The organism is Streptomyces sp. NBC_00038 (assembly GCF_026343635.1).
In the GTDB taxonomy this organism is placed as follows: Bacteria; Actinomycetota; Actinomycetes; order Streptomycetales; family Streptomycetaceae; genus Streptomyces.
The window spans coordinates 1,338,995-1,362,979 of record NZ_JAPELQ010000001.1 but is presented as its reverse complement, the minus strand read 5'-3'; the positions used below and the strand labels follow the sequence as shown (position 1 = coordinate 1,362,979).

Annotated in this window: 23 protein-coding genes; 11 read left to right on the top strand and 12 right to left on the bottom strand. The window is 70.4% G+C overall.

Going from position 1 to position 23,985, the window contains the following annotated elements; all coding sequences use genetic code 11:
• Positions 1 to 32: 32 nt before the first annotated feature.
• Positions 33 to 1,733 carry a serine/threonine-protein kinase gene (locus tag OG219_RS06360; RefSeq protein WP_266823736.1) on the top strand — a complete coding sequence of 567 codons (1,701 nt, stop codon included), beginning with the start codon at positions 33 to 35 and terminating at the stop codon, positions 1,731 to 1,733.
• Between the two features lie 11 nt (positions 1,734 to 1,744).
• On the opposite strand, the gene OG219_RS06355 is transcribed toward OG219_RS06360, so the two are convergent.
• Both OG219_RS06355 and OG219_RS06350 read right to left on the bottom strand, forming a co-directional pair.
• A complete protein-coding gene (locus OG219_RS06355; protein ID WP_266823734.1) occupies positions 1,745 to 2,500 on the bottom strand; it encodes a hypothetical protein in 756 nt (251 codons plus the stop codon).
• 3 nt (positions 2,501 to 2,503) lie between these two features.
• On the bottom strand, positions 2,504 to 3,568 hold the full coding sequence (locus tag OG219_RS06350) for a LacI family DNA-binding transcriptional regulator (protein ID WP_266823732.1): 1,065 nt from the start codon (positions 3,566 to 3,568) through the stop codon (positions 2,504 to 2,506).
• Between the two features lie 241 nt (positions 3,569 to 3,809).
• Here OG219_RS06350 and OG219_RS06345 point away from each other — a divergent pair, with 241 nt between their 5' ends.
• On the top strand, positions 3,810 to 4,769 hold the full coding sequence (locus OG219_RS06345; protein ID WP_266823730.1) for an ROK family protein: 960 nt from the start codon (positions 3,810 to 3,812) through the stop codon (positions 4,767 to 4,769).
• A 23-nt stretch (positions 4,770 to 4,792) separates the two neighbouring features.
• Here OG219_RS06345 and OG219_RS06340 read toward each other — a convergent pair whose 3' ends face one another.
• Complete coding sequence (locus OG219_RS06340; RefSeq protein WP_266823728.1) at positions 4,793 to 6,826, bottom strand: NPCBM/NEW2 domain-containing protein; 2,034 nt, start codon at positions 6,824 to 6,826, stop codon at positions 4,793 to 4,795.
• A 474-nt stretch (positions 6,827 to 7,300) separates the two neighbouring features.
• Positions 7,301 to 7,750, bottom strand: a complete 450-nt coding sequence (locus OG219_RS06335) for an excalibur calcium-binding domain-containing protein (protein ID WP_266823726.1) — start codon at positions 7,748 to 7,750, stop codon at positions 7,301 to 7,303.
• 122 nt (positions 7,751 to 7,872) lie between these two features.
• Between OG219_RS06335 and OG219_RS06330 the strand changes: the two genes are divergently transcribed.
• Both OG219_RS06330 and OG219_RS06325 read left to right on the top strand, forming a co-directional pair.
• Complete coding sequence (locus OG219_RS06330) at positions 7,873 to 8,064, top strand: hypothetical protein (RefSeq protein ID WP_266823724.1); 192 nt, start codon at positions 7,873 to 7,875, stop codon at positions 8,062 to 8,064.
• A 134-nt stretch (positions 8,065 to 8,198) separates the two neighbouring features.
• Positions 8,199 to 9,239, top strand: coding sequence for an NUDIX hydrolase (locus OG219_RS06325; RefSeq protein ID WP_266823722.1), 1,041 nt, complete (start codon positions 8,199 to 8,201; stop codon positions 9,237 to 9,239).
• Positions 9,240 to 9,306: 67 nt separating this feature from the next.
• Here the strand turns inward: OG219_RS06325 and OG219_RS06320 are convergent, their stop codons facing one another.
• Complete coding sequence (locus tag OG219_RS06320; RefSeq protein ID WP_266836019.1) at positions 9,307 to 10,347, bottom strand: protein kinase family protein; 1,041 nt, start codon at positions 10,345 to 10,347, stop codon at positions 9,307 to 9,309.
• A 155-nt stretch (positions 10,348 to 10,502) separates the two neighbouring features.
• A complete protein-coding gene (locus OG219_RS06315; protein WP_266823720.1) occupies positions 10,503 to 11,858 on the bottom strand; it encodes a dipeptidase in 1,356 nt (451 codons plus the stop codon).
• A 198-nt stretch (positions 11,859 to 12,056) separates the two neighbouring features.
• Here OG219_RS06315 and OG219_RS06310 point away from each other — a divergent pair, with 198 nt between their 5' ends.
• Complete coding sequence (locus OG219_RS06310; protein ID WP_266823718.1) at positions 12,057 to 13,262, top strand: geranylgeranyl reductase family protein; 1,206 nt, start codon at positions 12,057 to 12,059, stop codon at positions 13,260 to 13,262.
• 32 nt (positions 13,263 to 13,294) lie between these two features.
• Here the strand turns inward: OG219_RS06310 and OG219_RS06305 are convergent, their stop codons facing one another.
• Entirely contained in the window at positions 13,295 to 13,744 is a 450-nt protein-coding gene (locus OG219_RS06305) for a nitroreductase family deazaflavin-dependent oxidoreductase (RefSeq protein ID WP_266823716.1), read from the bottom strand.
• Positions 13,745 to 13,890: 146 nt separating this feature from the next.
• On the opposite strand from OG219_RS06305, the gene OG219_RS06300 reads away from it, so the two are divergent.
• Positions 13,891 to 14,628, top strand: coding sequence for a TetR/AcrR family transcriptional regulator (locus tag OG219_RS06300; RefSeq protein ID WP_266823714.1), 738 nt, complete (start codon positions 13,891 to 13,893; stop codon positions 14,626 to 14,628).
• On the opposite strand, the gene OG219_RS06295 is transcribed toward OG219_RS06300, so the two are convergent.
• On the bottom strand, positions 14,580 to 15,380 hold the full coding sequence (locus OG219_RS06295) for a BTAD domain-containing putative transcriptional regulator (RefSeq protein WP_266823712.1): 801 nt from the start codon (positions 15,378 to 15,380) through the stop codon (positions 14,580 to 14,582). The genes OG219_RS06300 and OG219_RS06295 overlap by 49 nt on opposite strands.
• 127 nt (positions 15,381 to 15,507) lie before the next feature.
• On the opposite strand from OG219_RS06295, the gene OG219_RS06290 reads away from it, so the two are divergent.
• From OG219_RS06290 to OG219_RS06280, 3 genes are read left to right on the top strand one after another with little or no spacing between them, the layout of a single operon-like run.
• Positions 15,508 to 17,670: an MMPL family transporter gene (locus tag OG219_RS06290; protein WP_266823710.1), complete on the top strand. Its 2,163-nt coding sequence runs from the start codon at positions 15,508 to 15,510 to the stop codon at positions 17,668 to 17,670.
• Positions 17,671 to 17,723: 53 nt separating this feature from the next.
• Complete coding sequence (locus tag OG219_RS06285; RefSeq protein WP_266823708.1) at positions 17,724 to 18,962, top strand: sensor histidine kinase; 1,239 nt, start codon at positions 17,724 to 17,726, stop codon at positions 18,960 to 18,962.
• The gene (locus OG219_RS06280) at positions 18,959 to 19,624 is read left to right on the top strand and encodes a response regulator transcription factor (protein ID WP_266823706.1); all 666 of its coding nucleotides are present in this window, start codon (positions 18,959 to 18,961) and stop codon (positions 19,622 to 19,624) included. The genes OG219_RS06285 and OG219_RS06280 overlap by 4 nt, the downstream gene beginning before the upstream one ends.
• Here OG219_RS06280 and OG219_RS06275 read toward each other — a convergent pair.
• Together OG219_RS06275 and OG219_RS06270 are read right to left on the bottom strand one after the other, a co-directional pair.
• Entirely contained in the window at positions 19,585 to 19,896 is a 312-nt protein-coding gene (locus OG219_RS06275) for a DUF6332 family protein (protein ID WP_266823704.1), read from the bottom strand. The genes OG219_RS06280 and OG219_RS06275 overlap by 40 nt on opposite strands.
• Positions 19,897 to 19,968: 72 nt before the next feature.
• The gene (locus tag OG219_RS06270; RefSeq protein WP_266823702.1) at positions 19,969 to 21,477 is read right to left on the bottom strand and encodes an MFS transporter; all 1,509 of its coding nucleotides are present in this window, start codon (positions 21,475 to 21,477) and stop codon (positions 19,969 to 19,971) included.
• An 85-nt stretch (positions 21,478 to 21,562) separates the two neighbouring features.
• On the opposite strand from OG219_RS06270, the gene OG219_RS06265 reads away from it, so the two are divergent.
• A complete protein-coding gene (locus tag OG219_RS06265) occupies positions 21,563 to 21,970 on the top strand; it encodes a MarR family winged helix-turn-helix transcriptional regulator (protein ID WP_266823700.1) in 408 nt (135 codons plus the stop codon).
• 165 nt (positions 21,971 to 22,135) lie between these two features.
• On the opposite strand, the gene OG219_RS06260 is transcribed toward OG219_RS06265, so the two are convergent.
• Both OG219_RS06260 and OG219_RS06255 read right to left on the bottom strand, forming a co-directional pair.
• Positions 22,136 to 22,897, bottom strand: a complete 762-nt coding sequence (locus tag OG219_RS06260; RefSeq protein WP_266823698.1) for a CbtA family protein — start codon at positions 22,895 to 22,897, stop codon at positions 22,136 to 22,138.
• Between the two features lie 15 nt (positions 22,898 to 22,912).
• A complete protein-coding gene (locus OG219_RS06255; protein WP_266469582.1) occupies positions 22,913 to 23,134 on the bottom strand; it encodes a CbtB-domain containing protein in 222 nt (73 codons plus the stop codon).
• Positions 23,135 to 23,382: 248 nt separating this feature from the next.
• On the opposite strand from OG219_RS06255, the gene OG219_RS06250 reads away from it, so the two are divergent.
• Positions 23,383 to 23,967: a histidine phosphatase family protein gene (locus OG219_RS06250; RefSeq protein WP_266823696.1), complete on the top strand. Its 585-nt coding sequence runs from the start codon at positions 23,383 to 23,385 to the stop codon at positions 23,965 to 23,967.
• Positions 23,968 to 23,985 lie beyond the last annotated feature (18 nt).

Sequence of the window (23,985 nt, the reverse complement as noted above, 5' to 3'; positions counted from 1 at the left end):
ATCCACTGGCGTGACACAGGAACGGGGCAGCAGTGTCTTCGGGGGAGAACGAACAGCCGGACGGCGTAGGCAGACTGCTGGCCGACCGGTACCGCGTCGTGGCCCAACTCGGCCGCGGCGGCATGGGCATCGTCTGGCGAGCCCGGGACGAAGTCCTCGGCCGCGAGGTAGCCGTCAAGGAACTCCGCACCTACACCGACGCCGCCGCGCCCGAACTGGCCGACCTGGGCCGGAGGATGCAGCGCGAGGCCCGCGCGGCGGCCCGGGTGAGCCACCCCGGAGTCATAGCCGTGCACGACGTGGCGGAGGTCGACGGACGCCCGCTCATCGTCATGGAGCTGGTGGACGGCCCGTCGCTGGACGACGTCCTGCGCGAGCGCGGCACCCTGGACCCCCGCGAAGCGGCCTCCATCGGCGCCAAGGTCATGGACGCGCTGGCAGCCGCCCACCGCGCAGGGGTCCTGCACCGCGACGTGAAGCCGGGCAACATCCTCCTCGACCGCTCGGGCCGCGTCGTCCTCACCGACTTCGGCATCGCCACGATGGACGATCCCGGCGACGGCTCCACCACCCACCTGACCCGCAGCGGCGAACTGGTCGGCTCCCTGGACTACTTGGCACCAGAGCGGGCCCAGGGCAACGACCCGGGCCCCGCGTCGGACGTCTGGGCACTCGGCGCGACCTTGTACGCCGCCGTGGAGGGATCGTCCCCCTTCCGCCGTACGTCGACGTGGTCCACGCTCACCGCGATCGTGGTCGAGCCGCTGCCGGAACCCCGGCTCGCCGGTCCGCTGGGCCCCGTACTGCAGCAGCTCATGAACAAGCAGCCGGAGGCCCGCCCGGACGCGGACCGCGCGCGCGAGCTGCTGGAGGCGGTCGCGGGAGCGCCCGAGGCGGACTCCGCGACGACGGGGCTGAGGGTGCCGGAGCCGCGGCCGCGTGAGGCGACGGAACGGAGCGTCCCGTCGGTTCCGCCGGGATTCGGACCGCCGGTGCCCGTCGCTCCGGCGGTGGCCCTCACGGCCGTCGCCCCATCTCCCGCACCCCGCCGCCGCGGAGGCCGCGCCCTCCTCGCCGCCGTGGCCGTCGTCGTCGTCCTCGCGGCGACCGGCTTCACCGTCGCGCTGCTGAACAGCCCGGACGACACGGGCACCACAGCCCTGCCGACGCCGTCCGACGTCGGCGGCACGGCCCCCTCCGACGGCGCCGGCCGCGGCTCGGTCGACCTGTCGGACGACTCCAAACCGACCGGAAAGGGAGACGGGAAGTCCAAGGCCCCGGAGAAGCAGCCCAGCTACATACCCGAGACCACTCCTGAGCCCTCGAAGACACCTGCCAACGGAGGCAGTACCGGCGGCGCATCGGGCGGCGGCTCGGGAGGTTCCACCGACGCTGGCACCACCGGCGGCACCACCGGGGGCGGTTCAAGCAGTCCGACCACCCCTGCCGCCCCGGTCTGCGACCCCATCGGCGGCGGCAAGTACAACTGTCAGGTCTGGCGCACCGCCAAGTCCTACACCGCCTCCGGCACCGAGGTGGGCGTCCTCAACGCGGGCACCAACTACTTCTACTGCCAGCAGAACCTGGGCCGCCGGGAGACCTACGGCGAGTGGACCAACGTCTGGTGGGCCAGGACCGACGACGACAGCGGCAACACCGACGTCTTCGTCAGCGATGTCTACATCAAGGGCGGCGACAACGACGCACCGCTTCCGGGGCTTCCGGTCTGCTGAGGCCGTTCGGATCATCGAGGCTGTACGTACCTTTCGAGGCCGGAAGCCGTCACGCGTCCCTCCTCGGCGAACAGCCGCGTGCCCTGCGCGCAGAGCGCCCTGTCGGAGCGTGCCCGGGCGCAGAACTCCTCGGGTGTGTCCCCGAACAGTTCACGCAGGCGCGGTGATTCGGCGAGAAGAGAGGTGAGCAGCGGACGCTCGCCCGGATGCCCGCGCGGTGTCCCGGTGCCGTCGTGGAGGACGCCGCGGCGGTTGACGTAGACGTACGCGCCAGGGAGGAGTTCGCCGGACTCCAGCTCGATCCGGAAGTCCTCCGAGGAGAGCCGGGCGCGGTCGTACGCACCGGTCGGCGCCGTGACCCCCTCGCTCGCGTCGACGACCGCGAGCTGGGCCGAGTCGAGCCAGGTGACGAACAACTCGCCCACGGTTCCCGGCGCTTGGAACGGCGACGCGGACACATATCCGGTCAGGCTCACATGGGCCGAGACGCCGACGCCAATACCGGTGACCGTCGCCTTCACCATCGGGATCGGAGAGGACACCTCGAACTCCGCCATCTTGTGCCGGAGTTGGGCGGGGCAGGCGTTGGAGCCGACGGCGACGACGGGGACGCGGTCCTCGTACACCAGGCGGCTCAGGGGCAACAGCCGGTCTCCGTCCAGGAGTCCGGATTCCTGGGGCCACTTTCCCGGATAGCTCAGCGGATGGTCGCGGGGCGCTTCGGCGAGGCCGAGAGCTTCGAGCGTACGAGGGTCCGGGCGGGCCATGGCTCAGTCCGCGGGCGGCAGTTCGCCCGAGCCGCGGGTGATCAGCCGGGTCGGGAGCTGGATCCGTTCGGGAGTGATGAGGCTGCCGTCGAGCTGGCGGAAGAGGCGTTCGGCGGCGGTGCGGCCGAGGGTGGCGGCGTCCTGGGCGACGACGGTGACGCCTGGCTGGAGGAGATCGGCGAGTTCGATGTCGTCGAAGCCGACGAGGGCGACAGGACGGCCGCGCTCGGCGATGACACGGACGACCGTGACGGTGACGCGGTTGTTGCCGGTGAAGATCGCGGTGACGGGGGAGGAGCCGGAGAGCATGTCCTCGGCCGCCTTGCGCACCCGCTGCGGGTCGGTGACGCCCAGGGACATCCACGCGTCCTCGACCGGTATCCCCGCGTCCTCCATGGCGGCGCGGTAACCGCGCAGCCGCTCGGCGGCGGTGTGGATGCGGGGCATGTCGCCGATGAAGCCGATCCGCCGGTGGCCGTGGGCGATGAGGTGGGCGACGCCGTCACGGGCTCCGCCGAAGCTGTCGGACAGCACGGCGTCGGCGTCGATCCTTCCGGCCGGACGGTCCACGAACACCGTGGCGACGCCCGCCTTTATCTCGGGCTCCAGATAGCGGTGGTCGTCACCGGCCGGAATCACGACGAGCCCGTCCACGCGGCGCGCGCACAGCGCGAGGACCAACTCCTGCTCGCGGTCCGGGTCCTCGGCGCTGGAACCGTTGATCAGGAGCGCGCCGTGGGCCCGGGCGACCTCTTCGACCGCGCGGCTCAGAGGTCCGTAGAACGGGTCCGCGAGATCCTCCAGGACGAGACCGATGCTCGCGGTACTGCCCTTGCGCAGCACCCGCGCGCTGTCGTTGCGACGGAAGCCCAGCGCGTCGATGGCCTCCTGGACCCGGCGCTCGGTGTCCGGGGTGACCCCCGGTTCGCCGTTGACCACACGCGAGACCGTCTTCAGGCCGACCCCCGCACGCGCCGCGACGTCCTTCATGGTGGGACGGTTGCCGTAACGGTTCTCGGATCGGCGGGCGGTCTCTGCCACGATGCGCTGTCCTGTCCTGTCGTCCACGGGATGCACCGGCCCACGAGAATGGTCGATGGGGATGCACAGGTCCATGGGGTTGTATGAGGATGTGGCGTCGAGCATAGAGCCTGGACAACGTTGTCAGATGCGGGAGAGACTGTCCACCGCATTCTCCGGCCTGCGCCTTCCCCCAGGGGCGCGTCGTCCTGTCCAGTTTTTCGGCCGGGGACCCGGATCCGCAGCGCGGCGGGTCCGACTCGACACCTCCTTGGGAGATCTGAAACTGATGCACACCGACCTCGTGGCCGCGCTCGACATCGGCGGCACCAAGATCGCCGGAGCGCTGGTGGACGGCCACGGCCGGATTCTCCTCCGCGCGCAGCGCGCGACGCCCGCGCAGGAGGACGGCGACACCGTGATGGGGGCCGTCGAGGACGTGATCGGCGAGCTGACCCTCTCTCCGCTGTGGAGCAGGGCAGTGGCCGTCGGTATCGGCAGTGCGGGCCCCGTGGATGCCTCCGAGGGCACGGTGAGCCCGGTGAACGTGCCGGGCTGGCGTGCCTATCCCCTGGTCGAGCGGGTCCGTACGGCCACGGCCGGGCTGCCCGTCGAGCTGATCGGCGACGGTGTGGCCATCACGGCGGCCGAGCACTGGCAGGGCGCGGCGCGCGGTCACGACAACGCGCTGTGCATGGTCGTTTCGACGGGGGTCGGCGGCGGACTGGTCCTGGGCGGAAAACTGCACCCGGGTCCCACCGGCAACGCGGGCCACATCGGCCACATCAGCGTGGACCTCGACGGCGACCTCTGCCCCTGCGGATCCCGGGGCTGTGTCGAGCGCATCGCGAGCGGTCCGAACATCGCCCGCCGCGCATTGGAGGGCGGCTGGCAGCCGGGCCCGGACGGCGACGCCTCGGCGGCCGCGGTGGCCGCCGCGGCCCGCGCCGGTGACCCCGTCGCCACCGCCTCCTTCGAGCGCGCGGCCCAGGCGCTCGCGGCGGGCATCGCGGCGACCGCGACCCTCGTCGAGATCGACATCGCCGTCATCGGCGGGGGAGTGGGCAAAGCGGGGGACGTCCTCTTCACACCGCTGCGCAAGGCGCTGGCCGACTACGCGACGCTGTCCTTCGTCCAGCGGCTGACCGTGACGCCCGCGCTTATGGGCACGGACGCCGGTCTGGTCGGCGCGGCGGCGGCCGCGCTCACCCGTAAGGCGAGCACGACCGCCGCCGGCGTGAGTGGCTGACCCGTCGGCAGGTGAGCGGCGCGTCAGCAGGTGAGCTGCGCGTCCGCCCAGTCGCCGTGGTCCGAGGTGATCCCGTCTCCGCCGTCCGTGACGACGAGACGCACCACCTCGGCACCGCTCACGTCGGCCGAAATCGCCTGCGCGGCCTGGGCGTTGGTGAGTACGCCCGTGGAAGCCACCTTCGTGCCGTCCGCCCAGATCTCGAACGCGACGGAGCCGTCGGTGCCCTCCTCGTCATCGACACCCACCTGCGCCGTGACGGTCTCGCACGCCTTGCCGGTGTAGTAATCGATGGTGCTCTCCGCGTGTACGCCCAGCCCCTTGGCATACACGACACCGTTGATGGTGATCGGATTGCCGTCTCCCGACTCGTTCTCACCGTTGCTGGTGTCGCGCTCGACCGGGCCCCAGCCGTTGGTGGTCGACAGCCATGGCAGGTCCCCGAGGGAGGAGGCTCCCGAGGGTGGTGCCACGACCACGGACGCCGTCAGCGGCAGCACGTTCTCGGCGCGTACGCCGGTCGGCGAGCGGTAAGTCGCCTTCAGCGTCAGGTCGTACGAGCCCGCGGGCGTGCCCGCGGGAGCGGTGACCTTCCATGACGTACGCAGCGACCGTCCCGTCGGCAGGACGCTCGCGGTGGTCGGCGAAGCCGCTTTCACCTTCCATCCCGCGGGCCCGCTCAGCTTCACCGAGACCTGCTTGGCGGCCGTACGGCCCAGGTCGGTGACCGTCGACGTCAGTGCGACGGATTTGTCCGGCTCGGCCAACAGGCTGCCTTCCAGGCCGAGTTCGACGGCGGGCGGGTTCTTGGCCCACTTGGTGTCGGTGGACACACGTACGAGCACCGTGCCGTGCGCCGGGACGGTCGCCGAGATCGTGCCCGCGGTGTTGTAGCTCTTGTGCTGCCACAGATCGCGCAGGGTGTACGCGCTCGCCTCGGGCAGGCCCAGGGCCTGTGCGGTCGTGGCGATGTGCTGCGCGCTGCCGGTCTCGTTGAACAGCGCCACGGTCCGGCTGCCGTCCTGCATCTCCTTGGCGACGACCCAGCGCCCGTCCTCGGAGGAGAGCACCGCGCCCTGCTTGCCCAGCGGGTCCTGGTCGACCGCGATGACCTCCTTGTTGCCGAGGATGTCGAAGGTCGCATCGGAGGCCGTACGCAGGTCGGAGCCGATGAGGAGAGGCGCGGCCATGATCGACCACATCGAGAAGTGCGAGCGGTACTCGGTGTCGGTCATGCCGCCGTTGCCGACCTCCAGCATGTCCGGGTCGTTCCAGTGCCCGGGACCGGCGTACTGGGCGAGTGGCAGGTTCTGCTTGAGGATCGACAGCATCGAGCCCCAGCTGTCGCTGATGTCACCGGTCGTACGCCACAGTTGTCCGACGTCCGCAGCCCATTCCCAGGGCTTGTTCTCGCCCCACTCGCAGATGCTGTAGACGATGGGGCGGCCGGTCGACTGGGCGGCGGCCGCGAGGGCGTCACGCATGGTGTTGTAGCGCAACCGGGCGTCCACGCCTTGGTTGTTGCAGTTGTCGTACTTGAGGTAGTCGACACCCCAGTCCGCGAACTGCTGGGCGTCGCTGTACTCGTGGCCGAGCGCGCCGGGGAAGCCCGCGTCGTTGCATGTCTTCGTGCCCGCGCTGGTGTAGATGCCGAGCTTCAGCCCCTTGGAGTGGACGTAGTCGGCAACCGCCTTGATCCCATTGGGGAATCGCGCGGGGTCGGGCACCAACTTGCCGTCCGCGTCGCGGGACTGCAGGGCCCAGCAGTCGTCCAGGTTGACGTACTGGTACCCGGCGTCCTTGAGGCCCTTCTCGACGAAGATGTCGGCGATCCCCTTGACCATGTCCTCGTTGAACTCGGCGCGGCAGTGCGTGGAGTTCCAGTTGTTGAAGCCCATGGGCGGGGTGAGGGCGAGGCCGTCGGCCAGTGCGGGGGAGACGGTGTCCTCGGCCGGGGCGGCCAGGGCCGACGCGGCGAGGCCGATCGTACACAACAGTCCTGCGGTGAGCGCTCCGACCGCTCTTCGGCGGGCCGTGCGGGTGTGAAGGTGACGCATCGTTACGTCCTCCGAACACGCGAAAGGTGGGATGACGTCATGTTCGCGTCATCGCTGCGCGTTTAAGGTAGGACGTGTTCGACTCTGTTGGAAGAGGGTGCGCAAGACCCGCTCCGAGTGACGTCAGTGGTTCGATATCTCGTCAAAACCCTTGACGTGGCGTCACTTGAGCAGTGGGACCAACCCTCGCGTTCGGTTGTGTTGGTTGCCGCATTGAGGGGGAGGGCTCGACATGGGCATCATTGAAGGGGCTCTTCCTGCCCGAAAGTGCGACAGGAGATCGGATGTCCCGGCGAAATCTCCTGCGTGGTGCGGCCGTTGGCGCCGACGCGGTGGCGCTTACTGTGCTGCTGCCCGCGTGCGGCGGGGGACCCGGCGGAAACAAGAGCGAAGTCGCAGTGGGGCCCAACGCCTCGGACGCGGTACCGCGGCGGTGCGTCGGCGATGCGTGGAGGCGAAGGGCTGATCCCACCCTCACTCGCAGCCGACGCCGTCCCCGTCACGGTCGAGGTGGCGGCCGTAGCCGGGGTCTCCGGTGCGCACGGGTGCGGCTCCTGCCGCGCGGGCGGCGTCGCAGTTCTCGTAGTACACGTCGCCGCTCCCGCCACTGCTGTCGTCCGTGTTGCCACTGTCGGCGGCGGGCTGTGCGGTGACGGTCGTTCGCACGGTTGTCGTCGCCCGGACCGTCACGGTGGCGGCGGGCGCCGCGGTGGCGGTCTCCGTCGCGGTGGCAGTCGTGGTGGCGGTGACCGTGGCGGTCGGCTGGGGCTTGGCGGTCGCGGGCTCCTTGTCGTCTCCACTGCTGCCGGCGCCTATGCCGATGAAGAACGCCAGAGCGAGTGCCGGCAGGACGAAACGTTTGCGCGCCCAACCTGGAGCGATGCGGGCCGGTGCGCCTGATGGTGGTGTGTACGGATTGGTCATCTCGTCCCCCCTGGGATGTTTCGAGGGAGATGACGGTAGTGCTCGGGATGTGCCGGATGGTGCGGAGATGGCGTTGCGTGACCCACCCGTTACTCATGCCCTGCTCCGTAGTTGATCCGGGCATGAAGAAGCGAAGCATGCTTGCCATTGCCTCCCTGGCTGCCGGATTCGTCGTCGCGGCGGTCACGCCGTCCCATGCCGACACCGACGTACTCGACAACCTGGACGTCAACGACACGCTCAGCACCCTCGACCACACCGTCAGCAGCGACAGCCTGGCCGGGCACGAGGGCGCTCAGGGCAACAACAGCTGAGGGGTTCGACCAAAGGCGCCGGTGTCCCTGGGCGGGGACACCGGCGCCGTGCTTTCGGCCCCCTCATCAGGGGCTGGTTTCCGTGGCAGGGTGAAGCGGGCAAGCCTCAGGGGGCCAACAGAAGAGGGGGAACCGTGATCGTCTGGATCAACGGTGCGTTCGGTGCGGGGAAGACCACCACCGCACGGGAACTGATCGAGCTGATCCCGAACAGCACGCTCTTCGACCCCGAGGTCATCGGCGGCACGCTCCCGCAGCTGCTGCCGCCCAAACGCCTCGCCGAGGTCGGCGACTTCCGGGACCTGCCGATCTGGCGACGCCTCGTGGTCGACACCGCGGCCGCGATGCTCGCCGAACTCGGCGGCGTCCTCGTGGTTCCGATGACCCTGCTGCGCCAGGAGTACCGCGACGAGATCTTCGGCGGTCTCGCCGCGCGCCGGATCCCCGTACGACATGTGCTCCTCGCCCCGGCGGAAACGATCCTGCGCGAGCGAATAGCCGGGCGCGCGGTGCCCCCGGACCTGCCCGACGGCGAGATACGTGTGAGCCAGTGGGCCTACGACCACATCGAGCCCTACCGCGCCGCGCTCGCCTCGTGGCTCATCGCCGACGCGCACCCCGTGGACACCAGCGCACTCACACCGTACGAAGCGGCGTTGCGCATCGCCGATGCCGTACGCACCGGGGATGTGCCCGTGTGCGACATCGTCCAGACCCCCGAACCCACCGCGGAGACCGTCGCCGCGGGGGTCCTCCTCTTCGACGAGCAGGACCGCGTGCTGCTCGTCGACCCGACCTACAAGGCGGGCTGGGAATTCCCCGGCGGCGTCGTCGAATCCGGTGAGGCTCCCGCACGCGCCGGCATGCGCGAGGTCGCCGAGGAGACCGGCCTGCAACTGGAGGACGTACCCGCTCTGCTCGTCGTCGACTGGGAGCCGCCCGCACCGCCGGGCTTCGGCGGACTGCGCCTTCTCTTCGACGGCGGCCGGCTCGACGACACCGCGGTCCGGCGCCTGCTGCTTCCCGGCCCCGAACTGCGCGACTGGCGCTTCGTCAGCGAACAGGAAGCGGCGGATCTGCTGCCACCGGTGCGTTACCAGCGGCTGCGGTGGGCGCTGCGGGCGCGGGAGCGCGGAGCGGCGTTGTACCTGGAGGCGGGGATTCCCGTCGGCTGACCTCATCATCGAGCTGAGTCGACGTCAGATGCGGTCGCTGTGACGGGAGTTGCCGACTGAGTCACCGTCAGGTGTTACCGAGTCGGCGCAGCTCCTGTGCCGGATACGGGGTCTGCCGGGTCTGCCGGAGCCTGCTGATGAAGTCCGTCATCACACCTGCGAGCGGCGCGTGCCGGGTGAGGATCGCAGCGGCGGCCCGTGGGATTCCCTCGGGCCGCTTTCCCCCGGCGCAGGCGCGTATCATCGCCTCCCGCTCCTCCCTCCCGTACCCGTACAACGCGGTGACCAGCCAGTTCACCAGATACGACTTCGTGTACGAGCGGTCGTAGCCTTCGTGCTCTTCGAAGAAGTCGGCTTCCTGCGGCGAGAGTTGGAAGCGCGAGGACAGTGAGAGGCCGTAGTCCGCGAAGTACAGCTGCCTGCCGTCGGTGAGGATGTTCTCGAAGTGCGCGTCGAAGTGCAGGAGCCCGCGCGCGTTCATGAACGACACGCCGGCCTCCAGTCCCTCCTCGACCAGGGAGTAGGCGGTCAGGTCGTCGGGCTCCTCATGGAGTCGTGTGCCCAGCCAGACATGGAGGTTGTGCGGGATGTACTCCAGGAACAGCGCGACGCTCGCCGTGGCGTCACGGAGAGCCTCGATGCGCCGGCGCACCTGCTCCGAGCCTCCCCAGTAGGCGACGGCCCGGTCCACGTCGGCCAGTTCCTCGGGAAGCGGCTGCACCGCATCGGGCAGCACCCGCCAGTGATACATCAGCGGGAAGCCGCCGAACTCCCCGGCAAGCACCCAGTTCGTCGTCATCGTGTGCACGGCGAGCTCGCGCCAGGCACCGAATCCCGGCCCACCGCCAACGCCGTACTGACAGAACGACGGCAGCCCGAAGATGTTGGCCGTGGACCGGACGTTCTCCGGCAGGCGCTCCGGATCGGTGAGCGGCACCCGCTTGACGAAGACGGGTGTTCCGGCGACGTCCAGCAGCGCGGATCTCCCGCCGATGCCGGTGCCGAGGGGCTTGGCGGCCGCCACCAGTGCGCCGAGTCCACGATCGCCGCACAGGGCCAAGGAGGTGGAAACCTCACTGTGGAGGCCGAGGCGTGCCGCGTGCGTCATGCCGGATGTCTTCACCGCGGCAAGCCTGCCACCTCCGGTCGCACGACTCTGCCGACTTCCGCAGCACCGCCAGGACCTGCGTGCGGCGAGGGCCCTCACCCGGTGGCGAGGGCCCTCTGCCGTGGCGGGACCGGTTCAGCCGGTCGCCGGTGTGCTCAACTCGCCGCGTAGTTCCGCAGGAAGAGCGCCTCCGCGACCGAGAGGCGCTCCAGTTCGTCCGGGGAGACGCTCTCGTTCGCCGCGTGGATCTGTGCCTCCGGTTCGCTCAGACCGATGAGGAGGATCTCGGTCCGCGGGTACAGCGAGGCGAGGGTGTTGCAGAGAGGGATGGAGCCGCCCATGCCCGCGTACTGCATCTCCTGGCCCGGGTAGGCGACGGACATCGCCTCGGCCATCGACGCGTACGCGGGGCTGGACGTGTCGGCGCGGAACGCCTGGCCCTGGCCGATCTGCTCGGTGCTCACCCGCGCGCCCCACGGCGTGTGCGCCACCACGTGGGCCTCGAGCAGCTTGGTCGCCTCGGCCGCGTCCATGCCCGGCGGCACCCGCAGGCTGACCAGTGCGCGGGCGCCCGCCTGTACCGACGGTGTCGCGCCGACGACCGGCGGGCAGTCGATGCCGAGGACGGTGACGGCCGGACGCGCCCAGACACGGTCGGCGACGGTTCCGGAGCCGATGAGCTCCACCCCGTCGAGCACCTTGGCGTCCGCACGGAACGCCTCTTCCTCGTACTGCAGCCCGTCCCACTCGGTGTCGCCCGCCAGCCCGTCGACCGTCGTCGAACCGTCCTCGGCCCGCAGCGAGTCCAGTACGCGGATCAGCGCGGCGAGCGCGTCGGGGGCCGCGCCACCGAACTGTCCCGAGTGCAGGTTCCCTTCGAGGGTGTCCACCTGGACGCGTACGAGGGTCATGCCACGCAGTGTGGTGGTGACCGTCGGCAGACCGGCCCGGAAGTTCCCGGCGTCGCCGATCACGATGGTGTCGGCGGTCAGCAGCTCGGGGTGCTCCTCGGCGTACCGCTCCAGACCGCCCGTGCCCTGCTCCTCCGAACCCTCGGCGATCACCTTGACGTGCACGGGCACGCCACCGTTCGCCTTCAGCGCACGCAGCGCGAGGAGATGCATCACGAAGCCGCCCTTGCAGTCGGCGCTGCCACGTCCGTACCAGCGGCCGTCGCGCTCCGTCAGCTCGAAGGGCGGCGACACCCAGGCCGCCTCATCCAGCGGCGGCTGCACGTCGTAGTGCGCGTACAGCAGGACGGTCTTCGCACCCTCGGGACCGGGCAGGAAGCCGTACACCGACTGCGTGCCGTCGGGGGTGTCGAGCAGTGCCACGTCCTGGAAACCCTCGGCGCGCAGTGCGTCGGCGACCCAGTTCGCGGCGCCCTCGCTCTCGCTCTTGGGGTATTGATCGAAGTCCGCCACCGACTTGAAGGCCACCAGCTCGGTGAGCTCCGCCTTCGCCCTGGGCATCAGGGAGGCGACGGTCTCGGCGACCGGATTCGACGACATGGGCACGCTCCTTGTGGGTGCGACGTTGTACATCTGTGTACTGGTGTCTGGGTACTGATGATCGTGCGGTGTGTAAGCGTCTCCTGGTGTGCAGGGTGCCTACGCTGCCGATCCTCCCACAGTGGCCTGCGGCGATGGCCGCCGTAGGATGCGGGAGACAGGTGCGGCAGACGGTTGGACTGGGAGCAATAGACCATCGTGAGCAGCGAGAACTCTTCGGCGGACGACGGGCAGCTGGTGTGGGACGTCGTCGTGGTCGGCGCGGGGCCGGCGGGCGCCTCGGCCGCCTATGCGGCAGCGGTCGCGGGACGCAGTGTCCTGCTGCTGGAGAAGGCGGAGCTGCCGCGCTACAAGACGTGCGGCGGCGGCATCATCGGTCCCTCGCGCGACGCGCTTCCGCCCGGCTTCGAACTGCCGCTCCAGGACCGGGTGCACGCGGTCACGTTCTCGCTGGATGGGAAGTTCACGCGCACCAGGCGCTCGCGGCAGATGCTGTTCGGGCTGATCAACCGTCCCGAGTTCGACCAGCAGCTGGTCGAGTTCGCGCAGAAGGCGGGAGCCGAGCTGCGTACGGGCGTCACGGTCTCGCGCGTCGAACAGCATGGTTCCGCCGTACCGGACAGGCGCACCGTGGCCGTCGTCCTGCAGGGCGGTGAGACCGTCCTTGCGCGGTCGGTCGTCGGCGCGGACGGCAGCGCCAGCCGGATAGGAGCGCACGTCGGGGTGAAGCTCGACCAGGTCGACCTCGGGCTCGAGGTGGAGATCCCCGTGCCGGAGACCGTCGCCGAGGACTGGCAGGGGCGGGTCCTCATCGACTGGGGACCCATTCCCGGCAGTTACGGCTGGGTGTTCCCCAAGGGCGACACGCTCACCGTCGGTGTGATCTCCGCGCGCGGTGAAGGCGCGGCCACCAAGCGGTACTTGGAGGACTTCGTCGCCCGGCTGGGGCTCGCCGGTTTCGAACCGAGCATCTCCTCCGGTCACTTGACGCGCTGCCGCGCCGACGACTCGCCGCTGTCGCGCGGCCGGGTGCTGGTGTGCGGGGACGCGGCGGGGCTCCTCGAACCCTGGACCCGCGAGGGCATCTCCTTCGCGCTGCGCTCCGGGCGGCTCGCGGGGGAGTGGGCGGTACGGATCGCCGAGGCGCACGACGCGGTGGACACGCGGCGCCAGGCCCTGAACTACGCCTTCGCGATCAAGGCGGGACTCGGTGTCGAGATGAGCGTCGGCAAGAGCATGCTCTCGGCATTCGAACGCCGTCCGGGTGTGCTCCACGCAGTGATCACGGGCTTCAGGCCCGCGTGGAGCGCCTTCGCCGGGATCACGCGCGGGTCCACCTCCCTCGGTGAGGTCGTCCGCTCGCACCCGATGATCGGGCGTGTCCTGACCGCGCTCGACCGGTAAGCCCGCGTCCTGGGCTCTGTGCCCGGTGGGGGCTACGGCTTGACCGTGATCCGGAACACCGGGTGCTTGGGTGCGGCGGCGAGCAACTCCTCGTCGCTGGAGTTCACGTTGACGTCGCCGAAGAACCTGCCGACCTCCCAGCCCCACTTCTTGAGGTAGGTGCGCAGGACCACCGGCTTCTCCTCGTCGGCCAGCTCGACCGCCGTGAACTCCTGGGTCCTGCGCCCGACCTGGAGCCGCCCACCACCGGCCGCCCGCAGGTTGCGCACCCATTCGGAGTGGCCGCGGGCCGAGACGAGGTACGGGCCGCCTTCGTACGGGAGCGGGTTGACGGGAACCTTCCGCCACTCGCCGCTCTTGCGCCCCTTCACGGAGAGCTCGGCGCTGCCGAGGAGGCTGACGCCGCGGCGCGCGAGCCAGCCGACGAGGCCGTTCATGGCCCTGTCGAGGGGCTTGGGCTTGATGTAGTGGGCCGTCGACATGGTTCCTCCTGGTTTTTGGAGAGCACTGCTCTCGCTTGAGAGCAGTGTGTACGAGATCGGTGATCCAAAGCAAGAGCACTGCTCTCGTTTTTGTGCGGCGCTCTCTTTTGTGTGCACTGCTCCGAAAACGTGGCACACTGCCCGGCATGAGTACCGCACGAGGGGCACGGGCCCGAGCCAGGATCGAGGTCACCGCGGCCATCAAGGACGAGGCCCGCAGCCAGCTGGCGGCGGAAGGCGCCGCCAAGCTCTCGCTGCGGGCCGTGGCCCGCGAGCTCGGCATGGTCTCCTCCGCGCTGTACCGCTACTTCCCCAGCCGCGACGACCTGCTGACCGCGCTCATCATCGACGCCTACGACTCGCTTGGCGAGGCCGCCGAATCGGCGCACGCCCAGGTCGCCGACGCCGCACCCCGTGAGCGCTGGATCGCGGTCTGCGTGGCGGCGCGCCACTGGGCGCTGGAGCATCCGCACGAGTACGCGCTCATCTACGGCTCGCCCGTGCCCGGGTACACCGCGCCGGAGACGACGATCCCGGCCGCCTCCCGCGTGGGCCTGCTCCTGATCGGCATCGTCCGTGACGCGTACCAGGGCAAGGGTGTCGCCCGCCCCCGCCTGCCCGCCGAACTCGTACCCGAGGCGAAGCGGATGACCGCCGACCTCGCCCCCGACCTCCCGCCCGAGGTCGTCACCGCACTGGTGGCCGCCTGGGCACAGCTCTACGGGCTGATCGGCTTCGAACTGTTCGGGCAGTTCAACCGCGTCGTCGAAGACCGTGAGGTGTTCTTCCGGCATGCCGCGGACCAACTCGCCCACGGTGTGGGCCTGGTGTTCCCTCAGCCCACCGCTACGGCGGTCAAGGGCCCCAGCGGTTCCGGGTCCTGACGGAGGATCCGCGCGTGCAGTGAGCGCAGCGCGGGCCCCGGGTCCGCGCCGACGGCCTCGGCGAGCCGCTGCCGTACACCTTCATAGGCGACCAGTGCGTCCGTGGGGCGGCCGGTCCGGTACAGAGCCAGCATCAGCAGCTCCGCGAGCCGCTCCCGCAATGGGTGCGCGGCGACGAGCCGGACGAGTTCATGGACGTACTCGAAGGATCTGCCGAGTTCGATCTCGCCGGCCAGCCGGGCTTCGAGGACGGTGAGCCGCTTCTCCGCCCACCGGAGCCGCTCGGCCGCCAAGCAGGGTGCCTGCAGCCCCTCCGCGAAGTCGCCGCGCCACAACTCCTCGGCCCGTACGACCAGTTCGCCCGCGCGCCGCAGCTCACCCGCGTCTCGTGCCGCCAGCGCCGCGCTCACCAACTGCCGTCGCTCCCGCAGGTCGTCGGCGTCCGCACCGGTCAGCTGGTATCCGCTGCCCGTCCACACCAGTTCCACCCTGTCGCCGAGAGCGCGGCGCAGCCCGGAAATGTACTTCTGGACGAGATTGCGTACATGCGCGGGCGGAGTGCAGCCCCACACTGCCTCGACCAGGCCGTCGTAAGAGATCGGCCGCCCCTCCTGGAGGAGCAGCACGGCGAGCACCGCGCGCTGCTTCGGCGGACCGAGGGAGATCTCCGCTCCGTCGCGCAACGCCCTGAGCGGGCCCAGCAGTTCGAAGCGCAGGCCGCCGCGTGAGCCGTGCGAAGTCCCCTCACCCATGGTTCGAGGGTATCCCGCGCGCGTATCCGTGTGGCGCGCCGCAGTGGATCTTCCAGCGGGTCTTCCAGCGGACGGTCAGTGACGCCCGTGACCGTGGTGGCGTACGGACTTCCGGAGAAGGGCCACCATGATGTTGAACCGGATCGGCCGCCTGGCGGTGCGGCGCAGTCGCGCCGTTCTGCTCGGCGCGCTGCTCGTGTTTCTCGGTCTCGGCGCGTACGGCGCGGGCGCCCAGGGCGATCTGGACCTCTCGCGCTGGAGCGCGCCCGGCACGGAGTCGGTGCGTGCGGGCGACGTCCTGCGCACGGAGTTCGGCACCGGCAACCCCAATCTCGCGCTGCTCGTCACGGCACGCGACGGCGACGTGGACAGCACCGCGACGGCCCGTGCGGCCCGCGCACTTGCCGCCGAGGTCGAGGAACTGCCCCTGGTCACGGACGTCACCTCGTACTGGGATGCAGGCAGCTCCGTCCTGCGCAGCACCGACGGCCGTCGCGCCCTCGTCCTGGCGCGTCTCGAAGGCACCGCCACCGAGACCCGCGAGGAACTCGCCACGCTCTCACCGCGATTGACCCGAACCACCGCCGAACTGACCGTCCGCGTAGGGGGACAGGAAGAGATCTCCCGGCAGGTCGGCGAGCAGGCCCGCGCCGACTTCCTGCGCGCGGAGGCGCTGGCCCTGCCCGCCGTCCTGCTTCTGCTGATCCTCGTCTACCGACGCACGGTGGCGGCCCTCCTGACCGTCGCCGTGGGCCTGTTGTCGGTGCTGGGTACGCTCGCCGGGCTGCGGCTGCTCGCGCAGTTCACCGAGGTGTCGACGTTCGCGGCGAACCTCGCGCTCGTGCTGGGCCTCGGACTCGGCGTCGACTACAGCCTGTTCGTGATCAACCGGTATCGCGAGGAGCGTGCGGCCGGGCACACCCAGCAGAGCGCCGTCGTCCGGGCGACCGAGGCTGCCGGACGTACGGTCGTCTTCAGCGGAGTCACGGTGGCGGTGTCGCTGTGCGCGCTGCTCGTGTTCCCGTTCTTCTTCCTGCGCTCGTTCGCGTACGCGGGCGTCCTCGTCGTCCTCACGGCTGTGGCCGGAGCCGTGCTCCTCCTGCCCGCCGCCCTGACGCGCTGGGGCCACCGGGTGGAACGCCCCGCCGCACCCGCCTCCGGCTTCTGGCACCGCACCGCGCTACGGGCAATGCGCCGCCCGCTGATCGCCGGCGCCGGAGTCCTCACCGTCCTCCTCCTCGCCGCGTCCCCCCTGCTGGGTCTGCGCTTCGGCCTCCCCGACGAAAGGACCCTGCCCACAGGCAGCTCCTCGCGCACCACGTCGGAGATCGTGCACGAGGAGTTCCCCGCCGAGCCCACCGACATCCTGCAGGTCGTCCTCGACAAGCCGGCCGACACGCGCGGGTACGCCGCCGCACTCTCCCGCATCCCCGGGATCTTCCAGGTCGACGCTCCACAAGGCACCTACCGCGACGGGCAGCGCATCGGCGCACCCGGCCAGGACCGGTTGACGGCACCCGACGGCCGCGTACGCCTCGCGCTCGTCCCCACGCAGGAGGCGATGAACGGCGACGTACCCGCGCTCGTCGAACGCGTCAGGGACACTCCGGCACCGGCTCGTGCACTCGTCGGCGGCTACCCCGGCGAAACCACCGACTTCCGCTCCGTACTCCTCGACCGGCTGCCCCTCGCGATCGGGCTCGTCCTGACGGCGACGTATCTGATCCTTTTCCTGATGACGGGCAGCGTGCTGCTGCCGCTCAAGGCGACCGTGCTGAACCTGCTCAGTCTGGGCGTGATGTTCGGCTGCCTGGTGTGGGTGTTCCAGGACGGACATCTGTCCGGGATCCTGGGCTTCACCCCGACCGGCTCGATCGAGCCGAGCATTCCGATACTGATGTTCTGCGTGGCGTACGGACTGTCGATGGACTACGAGGTGTTCCTGCTGGCCCGCATCAAGGAGGAGTACGACAGGACAGGTGACACGGAGCGCGCGGTCGGCGAGGGTGTCCGGCGCAGCGCACCGCTGATCACCGCCGCGGCTGGGATCCTCGCCCTCTCCTTCCTGTCGTACGTCACCGGAGGCGTCGTCTTCCTGAAGGAGCTGGGCCTCGGCACCGCGCTGACGATCCTGGTCGACGCGACCCTCATCCGGGTCGTGCTGTTGCCGGCGGCGATGCGCGTGGCGGGCCGCGTCAACTGGTGGGCGCCGAAGCCGCTGCGGCGCCTGCACCGGAGGATCGGCGTCAAGGAGGAGCCGCAGGAGGTACTACGCCGGGAGTACGTGTGATCACCTCGCCCGGCTGACGCCCCGGGCGGCCACTCGCGTCTAGCGTGACCGTCATGGAAGAGCAGCGCACGCCCAGGTCCCCGGCATGGGGCGGCCCGCCCCAGTGGTGGCGGCACGGGCCGCCGGGGTGGGGTCGACGGGACGAGGAGGAGCGCCGCGCCCGCTGGCCGTGGCGCTCGACGCTGCTGCTGACCGTCTTCGTGTTGGCCGGCTCCCATTTCGCGAGCCAGGCCCAGGAGGGTGAGCGCGCGCCCCTGGACTCCTTCGCACGGGCGCTGCTGCTCGTGGGATGCGGGTTGCTGCTGTGGCGGCAGCGGCAGCCGGTGCTGGTCGCCTTCGGCACCGCGGCGGCGGCCATGCTCTATCTGGGCGCCGGATATCCGTACGGACCGGTTTTCCTCACCGTTGCCCTGGGCTGCTTCAGCGCGATCGTCTCCGGGCACCGCCGAGCCGCCTGGGCGGCCGTCGGGATGCTCTGGGCCGGACATGTGCTGGTGGCGCACTGGCTGTACCGATGGCTGCCGCCGTCGGGGGACACGCCCGCAGCCTGGGGGCAGGAGGTGGTCGTCGCCACCTGGATCGTGGCGATCGTGGCGCTGTCGGAACTGGTCCGCGTACGCCGTGAGCAGTGGGCCCGAGACCGCGCGGAGCGGGCACAGGCCGCCAAACGGCGCGCCGACGAGGAACGGCTGAGGATGGCGCGCGAGCTGCACGACGTCCTGGCGCACAGCATCTCCGTGATCAACGTCCAGGCGGGTGTGGGCCTTGCGCTCCTGGACTCCGACCCGGAGCAGGCGCGTACGGCGCTCACCACCATCAAGGCGGCGAGCAAGGAGGCGCTCGGTGAGGTCCGCCAGGTGCTCGACACGCTGCGTGCGCCGGGGGACGCGCCGCGCGCGCCGGCACCCGGTCTCGACCGGCTCCCCGAACTCGTCGAACAGGCGGCGGGCGCGGGCCTGACGGTCGAGATGCAGGGGGAGGCCCCGAAGCTCTCGCCGGGCACCGACCTCGCCGCCTTCCGCATCGTCCAGGAGGCGCTCACCAATGTCGTACGGCATTCAGGATCGCGGCACGCGCGCGTGCGTTTCGATTCCACGGAGGGCGCGCTGCGGCTGCGTATCGACGACGACGGGCCCGCGACCGGCGCGGACGCGGGCGGCAGCGGCAACGGGCTGGCCGGGATGCGGGAGCGGGCCGCGGCCCTGGGTGGCACGATCGAGGCGGGCCCGCGTGACGACGGCGGGTTCCGTGTGCTGGCCGTACTGCCGCTGAGGTCCAAGGAGGAACGGTGATCCGCGTACTGCTCGCCGACGACCAGTTGCTGGTGAGGGCAGGCTTCAAGGCGCTGCTCGACGCGCAGTCGGACATCGAGGTGGCCGGGGAGGCCGCCGATGGCGAGGAGGCGCTGCGCCGGGTGCGCGAACTGCGCCCCGATGTCGTCCTGATGGACATCCGCATGCCCCGGCTCGACGGCCTGGCCGCGACCCGCCGCATCACGGACGACACCGTCCTCAAGGACGTCAAGGTGGTCATGCTCACCACCTTCGAGCTGGACGAGTACGTCTTCGAGGCGATCCGCTCCGGTGCCTCCGGCTTCCTGGTCAAGGACACCGAGCCGGAAGAACTCCTGCGCGCGGTACGGGCGGTGGTCGAGGGCGACGCGCTGCTCTCGCCGGGTGTGACGCGCCGCCTGATCGCGGAGTTCGCTGCCCGCTCCAAGGAGCCGGCGGCAGTCGGGTCCCTCGCCGAACTCACCGAGCGGGAACGGGAGGTGATGGCCCTGGTCGGCATCGGCCTGTCCAACGACGAGATCGCCCGGCGCCTGGTCGTCAGCCCTCTCACGGCGAAGACGCACGTCAGCCGGACCATGGTGAAGCTGGGCGCCCGTGACAGGGCCCAACTGGTCGTGCTGGCCTATGAGTCGGGGTTGGTGCGGCCGGGCTGGCTGGGCTGACCCGCGTCCTCGCCCTTGCCACTCGCACCCTCGCGGCCGAAGCGGACCAGCACGCTGACCGCGCGTACGGCGAAGAGGACAGCGGCCAGCAGGATCCCCGACGCGAGCAGCGCCTTGCCGACGGTGCCGGGGAGATCGAAGAGCAGGGCGGGACCGTACACCGCCCCGAACACGACGGCCGCCGCGAACGCCGCGCTGCACAGCGCGTATCCGATCTCGACGGTGATCGCGTCACGCTCGGCCTGGCTCCGCCGCCCCCTGGTGAACTCCATGCGCCGAGTCAAACAGGCGGGGGCCCGGCAGGACAAGTGAGTCCGCCGGGCCCCCGCCGCCGAGGCGCCCCCTCAGTCGCGGACCGCCACGCGCTCCGCACTCGCCTCCGCCTGGACGGCTTCCTGAACGGCGTCTTCCTGAACGGACTTGACGACCACGATCGACTCCGGCGTACGCCGTGTCCGCAGACCCGGCAGGGTGATCAGCAGGCCCACGAAGGCGATCGCCGTCACCACCATGAGACCGGGCCGGTAGCTGTCGAGGACGGCCTGAGGTGAGGAACCCCCGGAGGAGTTCGCGGCCACGACCGCCGTCACGACGGCCAGGAAGATCGCGCCGCCCACCTGGACCGAGGTGTTGAGCAGGCCCGAGACCATGCCCTGCTCGTGGTCGTCCACGCCGTTGGTGGCCTGGATGTTGAGCGAGGGGAAGACCAGCGCGCAGGCCGCGCCGATCAGCAGCATGCTCGGCAGGATGACCGCGGCGTACACCGGGTCGAGGTCGACGCGCAGGAACAGCGCGTACCCGACGACCATCAGCGCGAAGCCCGCCGCGATGAGTCGCGGGGTCCCGAAGCGGTCGACGATCGAGCCGACCTTGGTGGAGGACAGCGCCACCAGTGCGCCGGCCGGCAGGAAGGCGAGTGCGGTGTGCAGTGCCGACCAGCCCAGCAGCGACTGCATGTACAGCGTCACCAGGAACTGGAATCCGACGTACGAGCCGAAGAACGCCATCGCGCCGAGTTGGGCCCTGATCTGGTTGCCGGAGCGGAGTACGCCGAGCCGGATCAGGGGACCTGCCGAGCGCTGTTCGACGCGGACGAAGACGGTGAGCAGGACGGCCACGGCGAGGAAGGACAGGAGCGTACGGGCGGACGCCCAGCCGACTTCCGGGGCCTGGACGACGGTGAACACGAGCAGCAGCATCGATGCCGTGCCGAGGATGGCGCCGGGGACGTCGTAGCCGTTGTGGTTCTTCTCGCGCTCGCTGCGCGGGAGGAGCTTCAGGCCGGCGAACAGGGCGATGAGCGCGATGGGCGCGGGCAGCAGCATGGTGAGGCGCCAACTGGCCTCGGTGAGCAGGCCGGAGAGAACCAGACCCATCGAGAAACCGGTGGCGGCGCAGGTGGTGTAGATCGAGAGGGCGCGGTTGCGCAGCGGGCCCTCGGCGAAGGTCGTGGTGATGATCGACAGGCCCGCGGGCGCGGTGAACGCCGCGCTGAGGCCCTTGATGAAGCGGCTGGCGATGAGCAGCGGACCCGAGTCGACGAGTCCGCCGAGCAGCGAGGCGAGCGCGAAGACGCCCAGGGCCACGAGGAAGACCTGGCGGCGGCCCAGCAGGTCGGCGGTGCGTCCGCCGAGGAGGAGCAGTCCGCCGTATCCCAGGATGTAGCCGCTGACGATCCATTGGAGCGTCGAGGTGGAGAGATCGAGTTCGGAACCGATGGACGGCAGGGCGACGCCGACCATCGACACGTCCAGCGCGTCCAGGAACATCGCGGCGCAGAGCACGAGCAGGGTGCCCCACAGACGAGGGGTCCAGCGTCCCTCGGTCGTGGAGTTGGTGAGCGGAGAGGTCATGCCGGAGACACTACATGCGCATGCATTCAATGCAAATGCATTTAATGTCGATGCAACAAAGCCGATTGTTTGCTACGGTGCGCCCATGGCGGCGAAGAAGGCCGAGCAAGGGCTCGTGAACCAGTGGCGCGACATCCTCGCGGTGCATGCGCGCACTCTCTGCGAGCTGGACCGTGAACTGCACCGACACGGCCTCGGCGCCAGCGACTTCGAGGTGCTCGACGTGCTGGCCGAAGGTGTCGCCTCGGACGGCGGCCCGTCCTACCGCGTGCAGGAGATCGCCGACCGCGTCCACCTGAGCCAGAGCGCGCTGTCCCGGCTGATCGCCCGCCTGGAGCGGGACGGTCTCGTGACGCGCGGAATGTGTGCGGAGGACCGGCGCGGAGTGCGCGTCTGCCTCACGCCGAAGGGGCGCGACCTGCACGGCGAGGTGCTGCCGTTGCAGCGCGCGGTGCTGACGCGGATGCTGGCGGGCGGCGGCGCGGCCGGCTGACCTGGCCGGTCGGCGCCGCTACGCCGAGAGCCCGAGCAGTGCACCATGCCCAACGCCCTTGTACGTGGCCCGATGTGCCTCGGGGAACAGACGGCAGGAGCCGCCGGGCGCGCCCCCGACGGCTCCTGTCGTACACGAAATCGGTTGTTCTCAGTTCGGCTGTTCTCAGTTTGGTTGAGCGGAGAACTCGGGCACGCGCCCCGTTGAAGCGGCGGTGGTCCTCGGCTCCAGGAGCCGTTCGGCGAGGTAGCCGAAGAGCAGCCCGAAGGTGGCCCACAGCACGGCCTGCATGCCGATGGACGCCAGCCGGAACTCCCACAGGTCGGTGGCCGGGAAGCCCTTGGGAGTGTTGTCCCCGGCCGGAAGGAAGACCATGGCGACGGCGACCGCCGCCATGAAGGCCGCCCCGGCTGTGATGGAGGCGTTCCAGTTGCCCCATCCCGGAGCCAGCCGTCGGCCGAGCAGGACCGCGGCGACGCCCAGGAGCACGCTCAGCGCGATCATGAGGACGAACAGGACGGTGCGCTTGCCGATCGTGTCGGGATTGCCCACGGCGGGAGGGCTGGCCGGGTACTTGAGGATGGGCACCAGGTAGACGGTGAGGAACCCGGCGAGCGCGGTGAGCGCCGCCGTCGCCCTGGCTCCGAACCGGCCGATACGGCCGAGCGCGAAGCAGAACGCGAGCGCCGCGATGCCGCCGATGGCCACGCCGAACACGAGGACGCCCGTGGCGAGCCCCGCTGTCGACTGCACGGAACGACTGACGAGTTCCTCGCCGTGCTCATGGGAGTTGGCCGACTCGAAGGCGATGGCCGCATCCACGGGGCCCTCGCCCACAAGGTAGGCGAAGACGAAGGCGAGCGCGCCCGCGGCGAGGCCCGCGAGCATGCCGCGGACCAGCAGGGTGCGTACGTTGACGGAGTTCATCGGTTTGTCTCCGTCTCAGTGGCAGGGGAAGCCGAGCAGGTGCCGGCCGTCGTGGACCCACTCGTGCACGCCCTCGCCGGAGATCAGCGCGGTGGCACCCTGCTCAGCGCCGACGAAGTACAGCAGGACCAGCATCAGAACGCCGAAGAAGACGGCCCAGGGCAGGATGGCCTGGATCGGCAGCGGCGCCGCGGCGGACGGAGCAACGGGGGCAGGGGCGGCAGTGGACTGCGCCATGGCGAGACCTCCTCGGGAACACGCGTCCCGCATTGTGTGGAGCACTCGACGACGGCGTTGGGTCTGACTCACCACCGACTCCTTGCGAGGGGCGGCACACAGGGGCGCGACCGTGCCGGGCTTGCACCGGACTTCCGTGGCGCCGTCGTCCTTGTCGCCCCAGATGGTAGGTGCAATGAGGGCTTCGGCCAACATGGCGTAGGACACCTACGATGAACCGGCCTCGGCGACCTTGCGAAAGGACTCACATGACCGTCCGGCTGACCCTGTTGTGCGCCGCCGCCCCAGTGGAACGCGACGTACGTTTCGCCGACGTGCCGCTGGACGATCGGGCGCTGCGGGAGGCACGGGCGATCGCCCGAACGCTGCCCACGGCCGACACCCGGTATTCGGCGCCTTCGCAGCGGTGCACCCAGACGGCGAAGGCTCTGGGATGGGACGCCGTATCCCCGGAACCGGCCCTGCGGGACCTCGACATGGGCAGTTGGCACGGCCGGTCACTCGGCGAGGTCGCGGCCAGTGACGGTGCCGGGCTCGCCGCCTGGATGTCGGACCCGGACGCCGCCCCGCACCACGGCGAGTCCGTGACGGAGGTGTGCCACCGGGTCTCCGCCTGGCTGGACGCGCTGCCGGATGACGCCGGGCGCCTGCTGGCCGTGGTCGAACAGGCCGTGGCGCGCGCCGCGGTCATCGGCGTGCTGGGCGCGCCACCGCAGTCGTTCTGGCGCGTCGACGTACCGCCTCTGTCCACCGTCCAGTTCACCGGCCGGGGCAACCGCTGGAATCTGCGGATGGGTGCCGTCTCCACCGCACCGGGCGGTGGAGACGGCTGAACTCCCCGTGGAGCGGCG

What these genes read in the sequence shown, in the direction of transcription:
- OG219_RS06330 (WP_266823724.1), top strand. Translation starts at nt 7,873, where the DNA reads ATGAAGAAGCGAAGCATGCTTGCCATTGCCTCCCTGGCTGCCGGATTC.
- OG219_RS06320 (WP_266836019.1), bottom strand. Translation starts at nt 10,347, where the DNA reads ATGACGCACGCGGCACGCCTCGGCCTCCACAGTGAGGTTTCCACCTCC.
- OG219_RS06305 (WP_266823716.1), bottom strand. Translation starts at nt 13,744, where the DNA reads ATGTCGACGGCCCACTACATCAAGCCCAAGCCCCTCGACAGGGCCATG.
- OG219_RS06290 (WP_266823710.1), top strand. Translation starts at nt 15,508, where the DNA reads ATGATGTTGAACCGGATCGGCCGCCTGGCGGTGCGGCGCAGTCGCGCC.
- OG219_RS06260 (WP_266823698.1), bottom strand. Translation starts at nt 22,897, where the DNA reads ATGAACTCCGTCAACGTACGCACCCTGCTGGTCCGCGGCATGCTCGCG.
- OG219_RS06255 (WP_266469582.1), bottom strand. Translation starts at nt 23,134, where the DNA reads ATGGCGCAGTCCACTGCCGCCCCTGCCCCCGTTGCTCCGTCCGCCGCG.
- OG219_RS06355 (WP_266823734.1), bottom strand. Translation starts at nt 2,500, where the DNA reads ATGGCCCGCCCGGACCCTCGTACGCTCGAAGCTCTCGGCCTCGCCGAA.
- OG219_RS06285 (WP_266823708.1), top strand. Translation starts at nt 17,724, where the DNA reads ATGGAAGAGCAGCGCACGCCCAGGTCCCCGGCATGGGGCGGCCCGCCC.
- OG219_RS06315 (WP_266823720.1), bottom strand. Translation starts at nt 11,858, where the DNA reads ATGTCGTCGAATCCGGTCGCCGAGACCGTCGCCTCCCTGATGCCCAGG.
- OG219_RS06340 (WP_266823728.1), bottom strand. Translation starts at nt 6,826, where the DNA reads ATGCGTCACCTTCACACCCGCACGGCCCGCCGAAGAGCGGTCGGAGCG.
- OG219_RS06295 (WP_266823712.1), bottom strand. Translation starts at nt 15,380, where the DNA reads ATGGGTGAGGGGACTTCGCACGGCTCACGCGGCGGCCTGCGCTTCGAA.
- OG219_RS06265 (WP_266823700.1), top strand. Translation starts at nt 21,563, where the DNA reads ATGGCGGCGAAGAAGGCCGAGCAAGGGCTCGTGAACCAGTGGCGCGAC.
- OG219_RS06250 (WP_266823696.1), top strand. Translation starts at nt 23,383, where the DNA reads ATGACCGTCCGGCTGACCCTGTTGTGCGCCGCCGCCCCAGTGGAACGC.
- OG219_RS06345 (WP_266823730.1), top strand. Translation starts at nt 3,810, where the DNA reads ATGCACACCGACCTCGTGGCCGCGCTCGACATCGGCGGCACCAAGATC.
- OG219_RS06270 (WP_266823702.1), bottom strand. Translation starts at nt 21,477, where the DNA reads ATGACCTCTCCGCTCACCAACTCCACGACCGAGGGACGCTGGACCCCT.
- OG219_RS06275 (WP_266823704.1), bottom strand. Translation starts at nt 19,896, where the DNA reads ATGGAGTTCACCAGGGGGCGGCGGAGCCAGGCCGAGCGTGACGCGATC.
- OG219_RS06335 (WP_266823726.1), bottom strand. Translation starts at nt 7,750, where the DNA reads ATGACCAATCCGTACACACCACCATCAGGCGCACCGGCCCGCATCGCT.
- OG219_RS06300 (WP_266823714.1), top strand. Translation starts at nt 13,891, where the DNA reads ATGAGTACCGCACGAGGGGCACGGGCCCGAGCCAGGATCGAGGTCACC.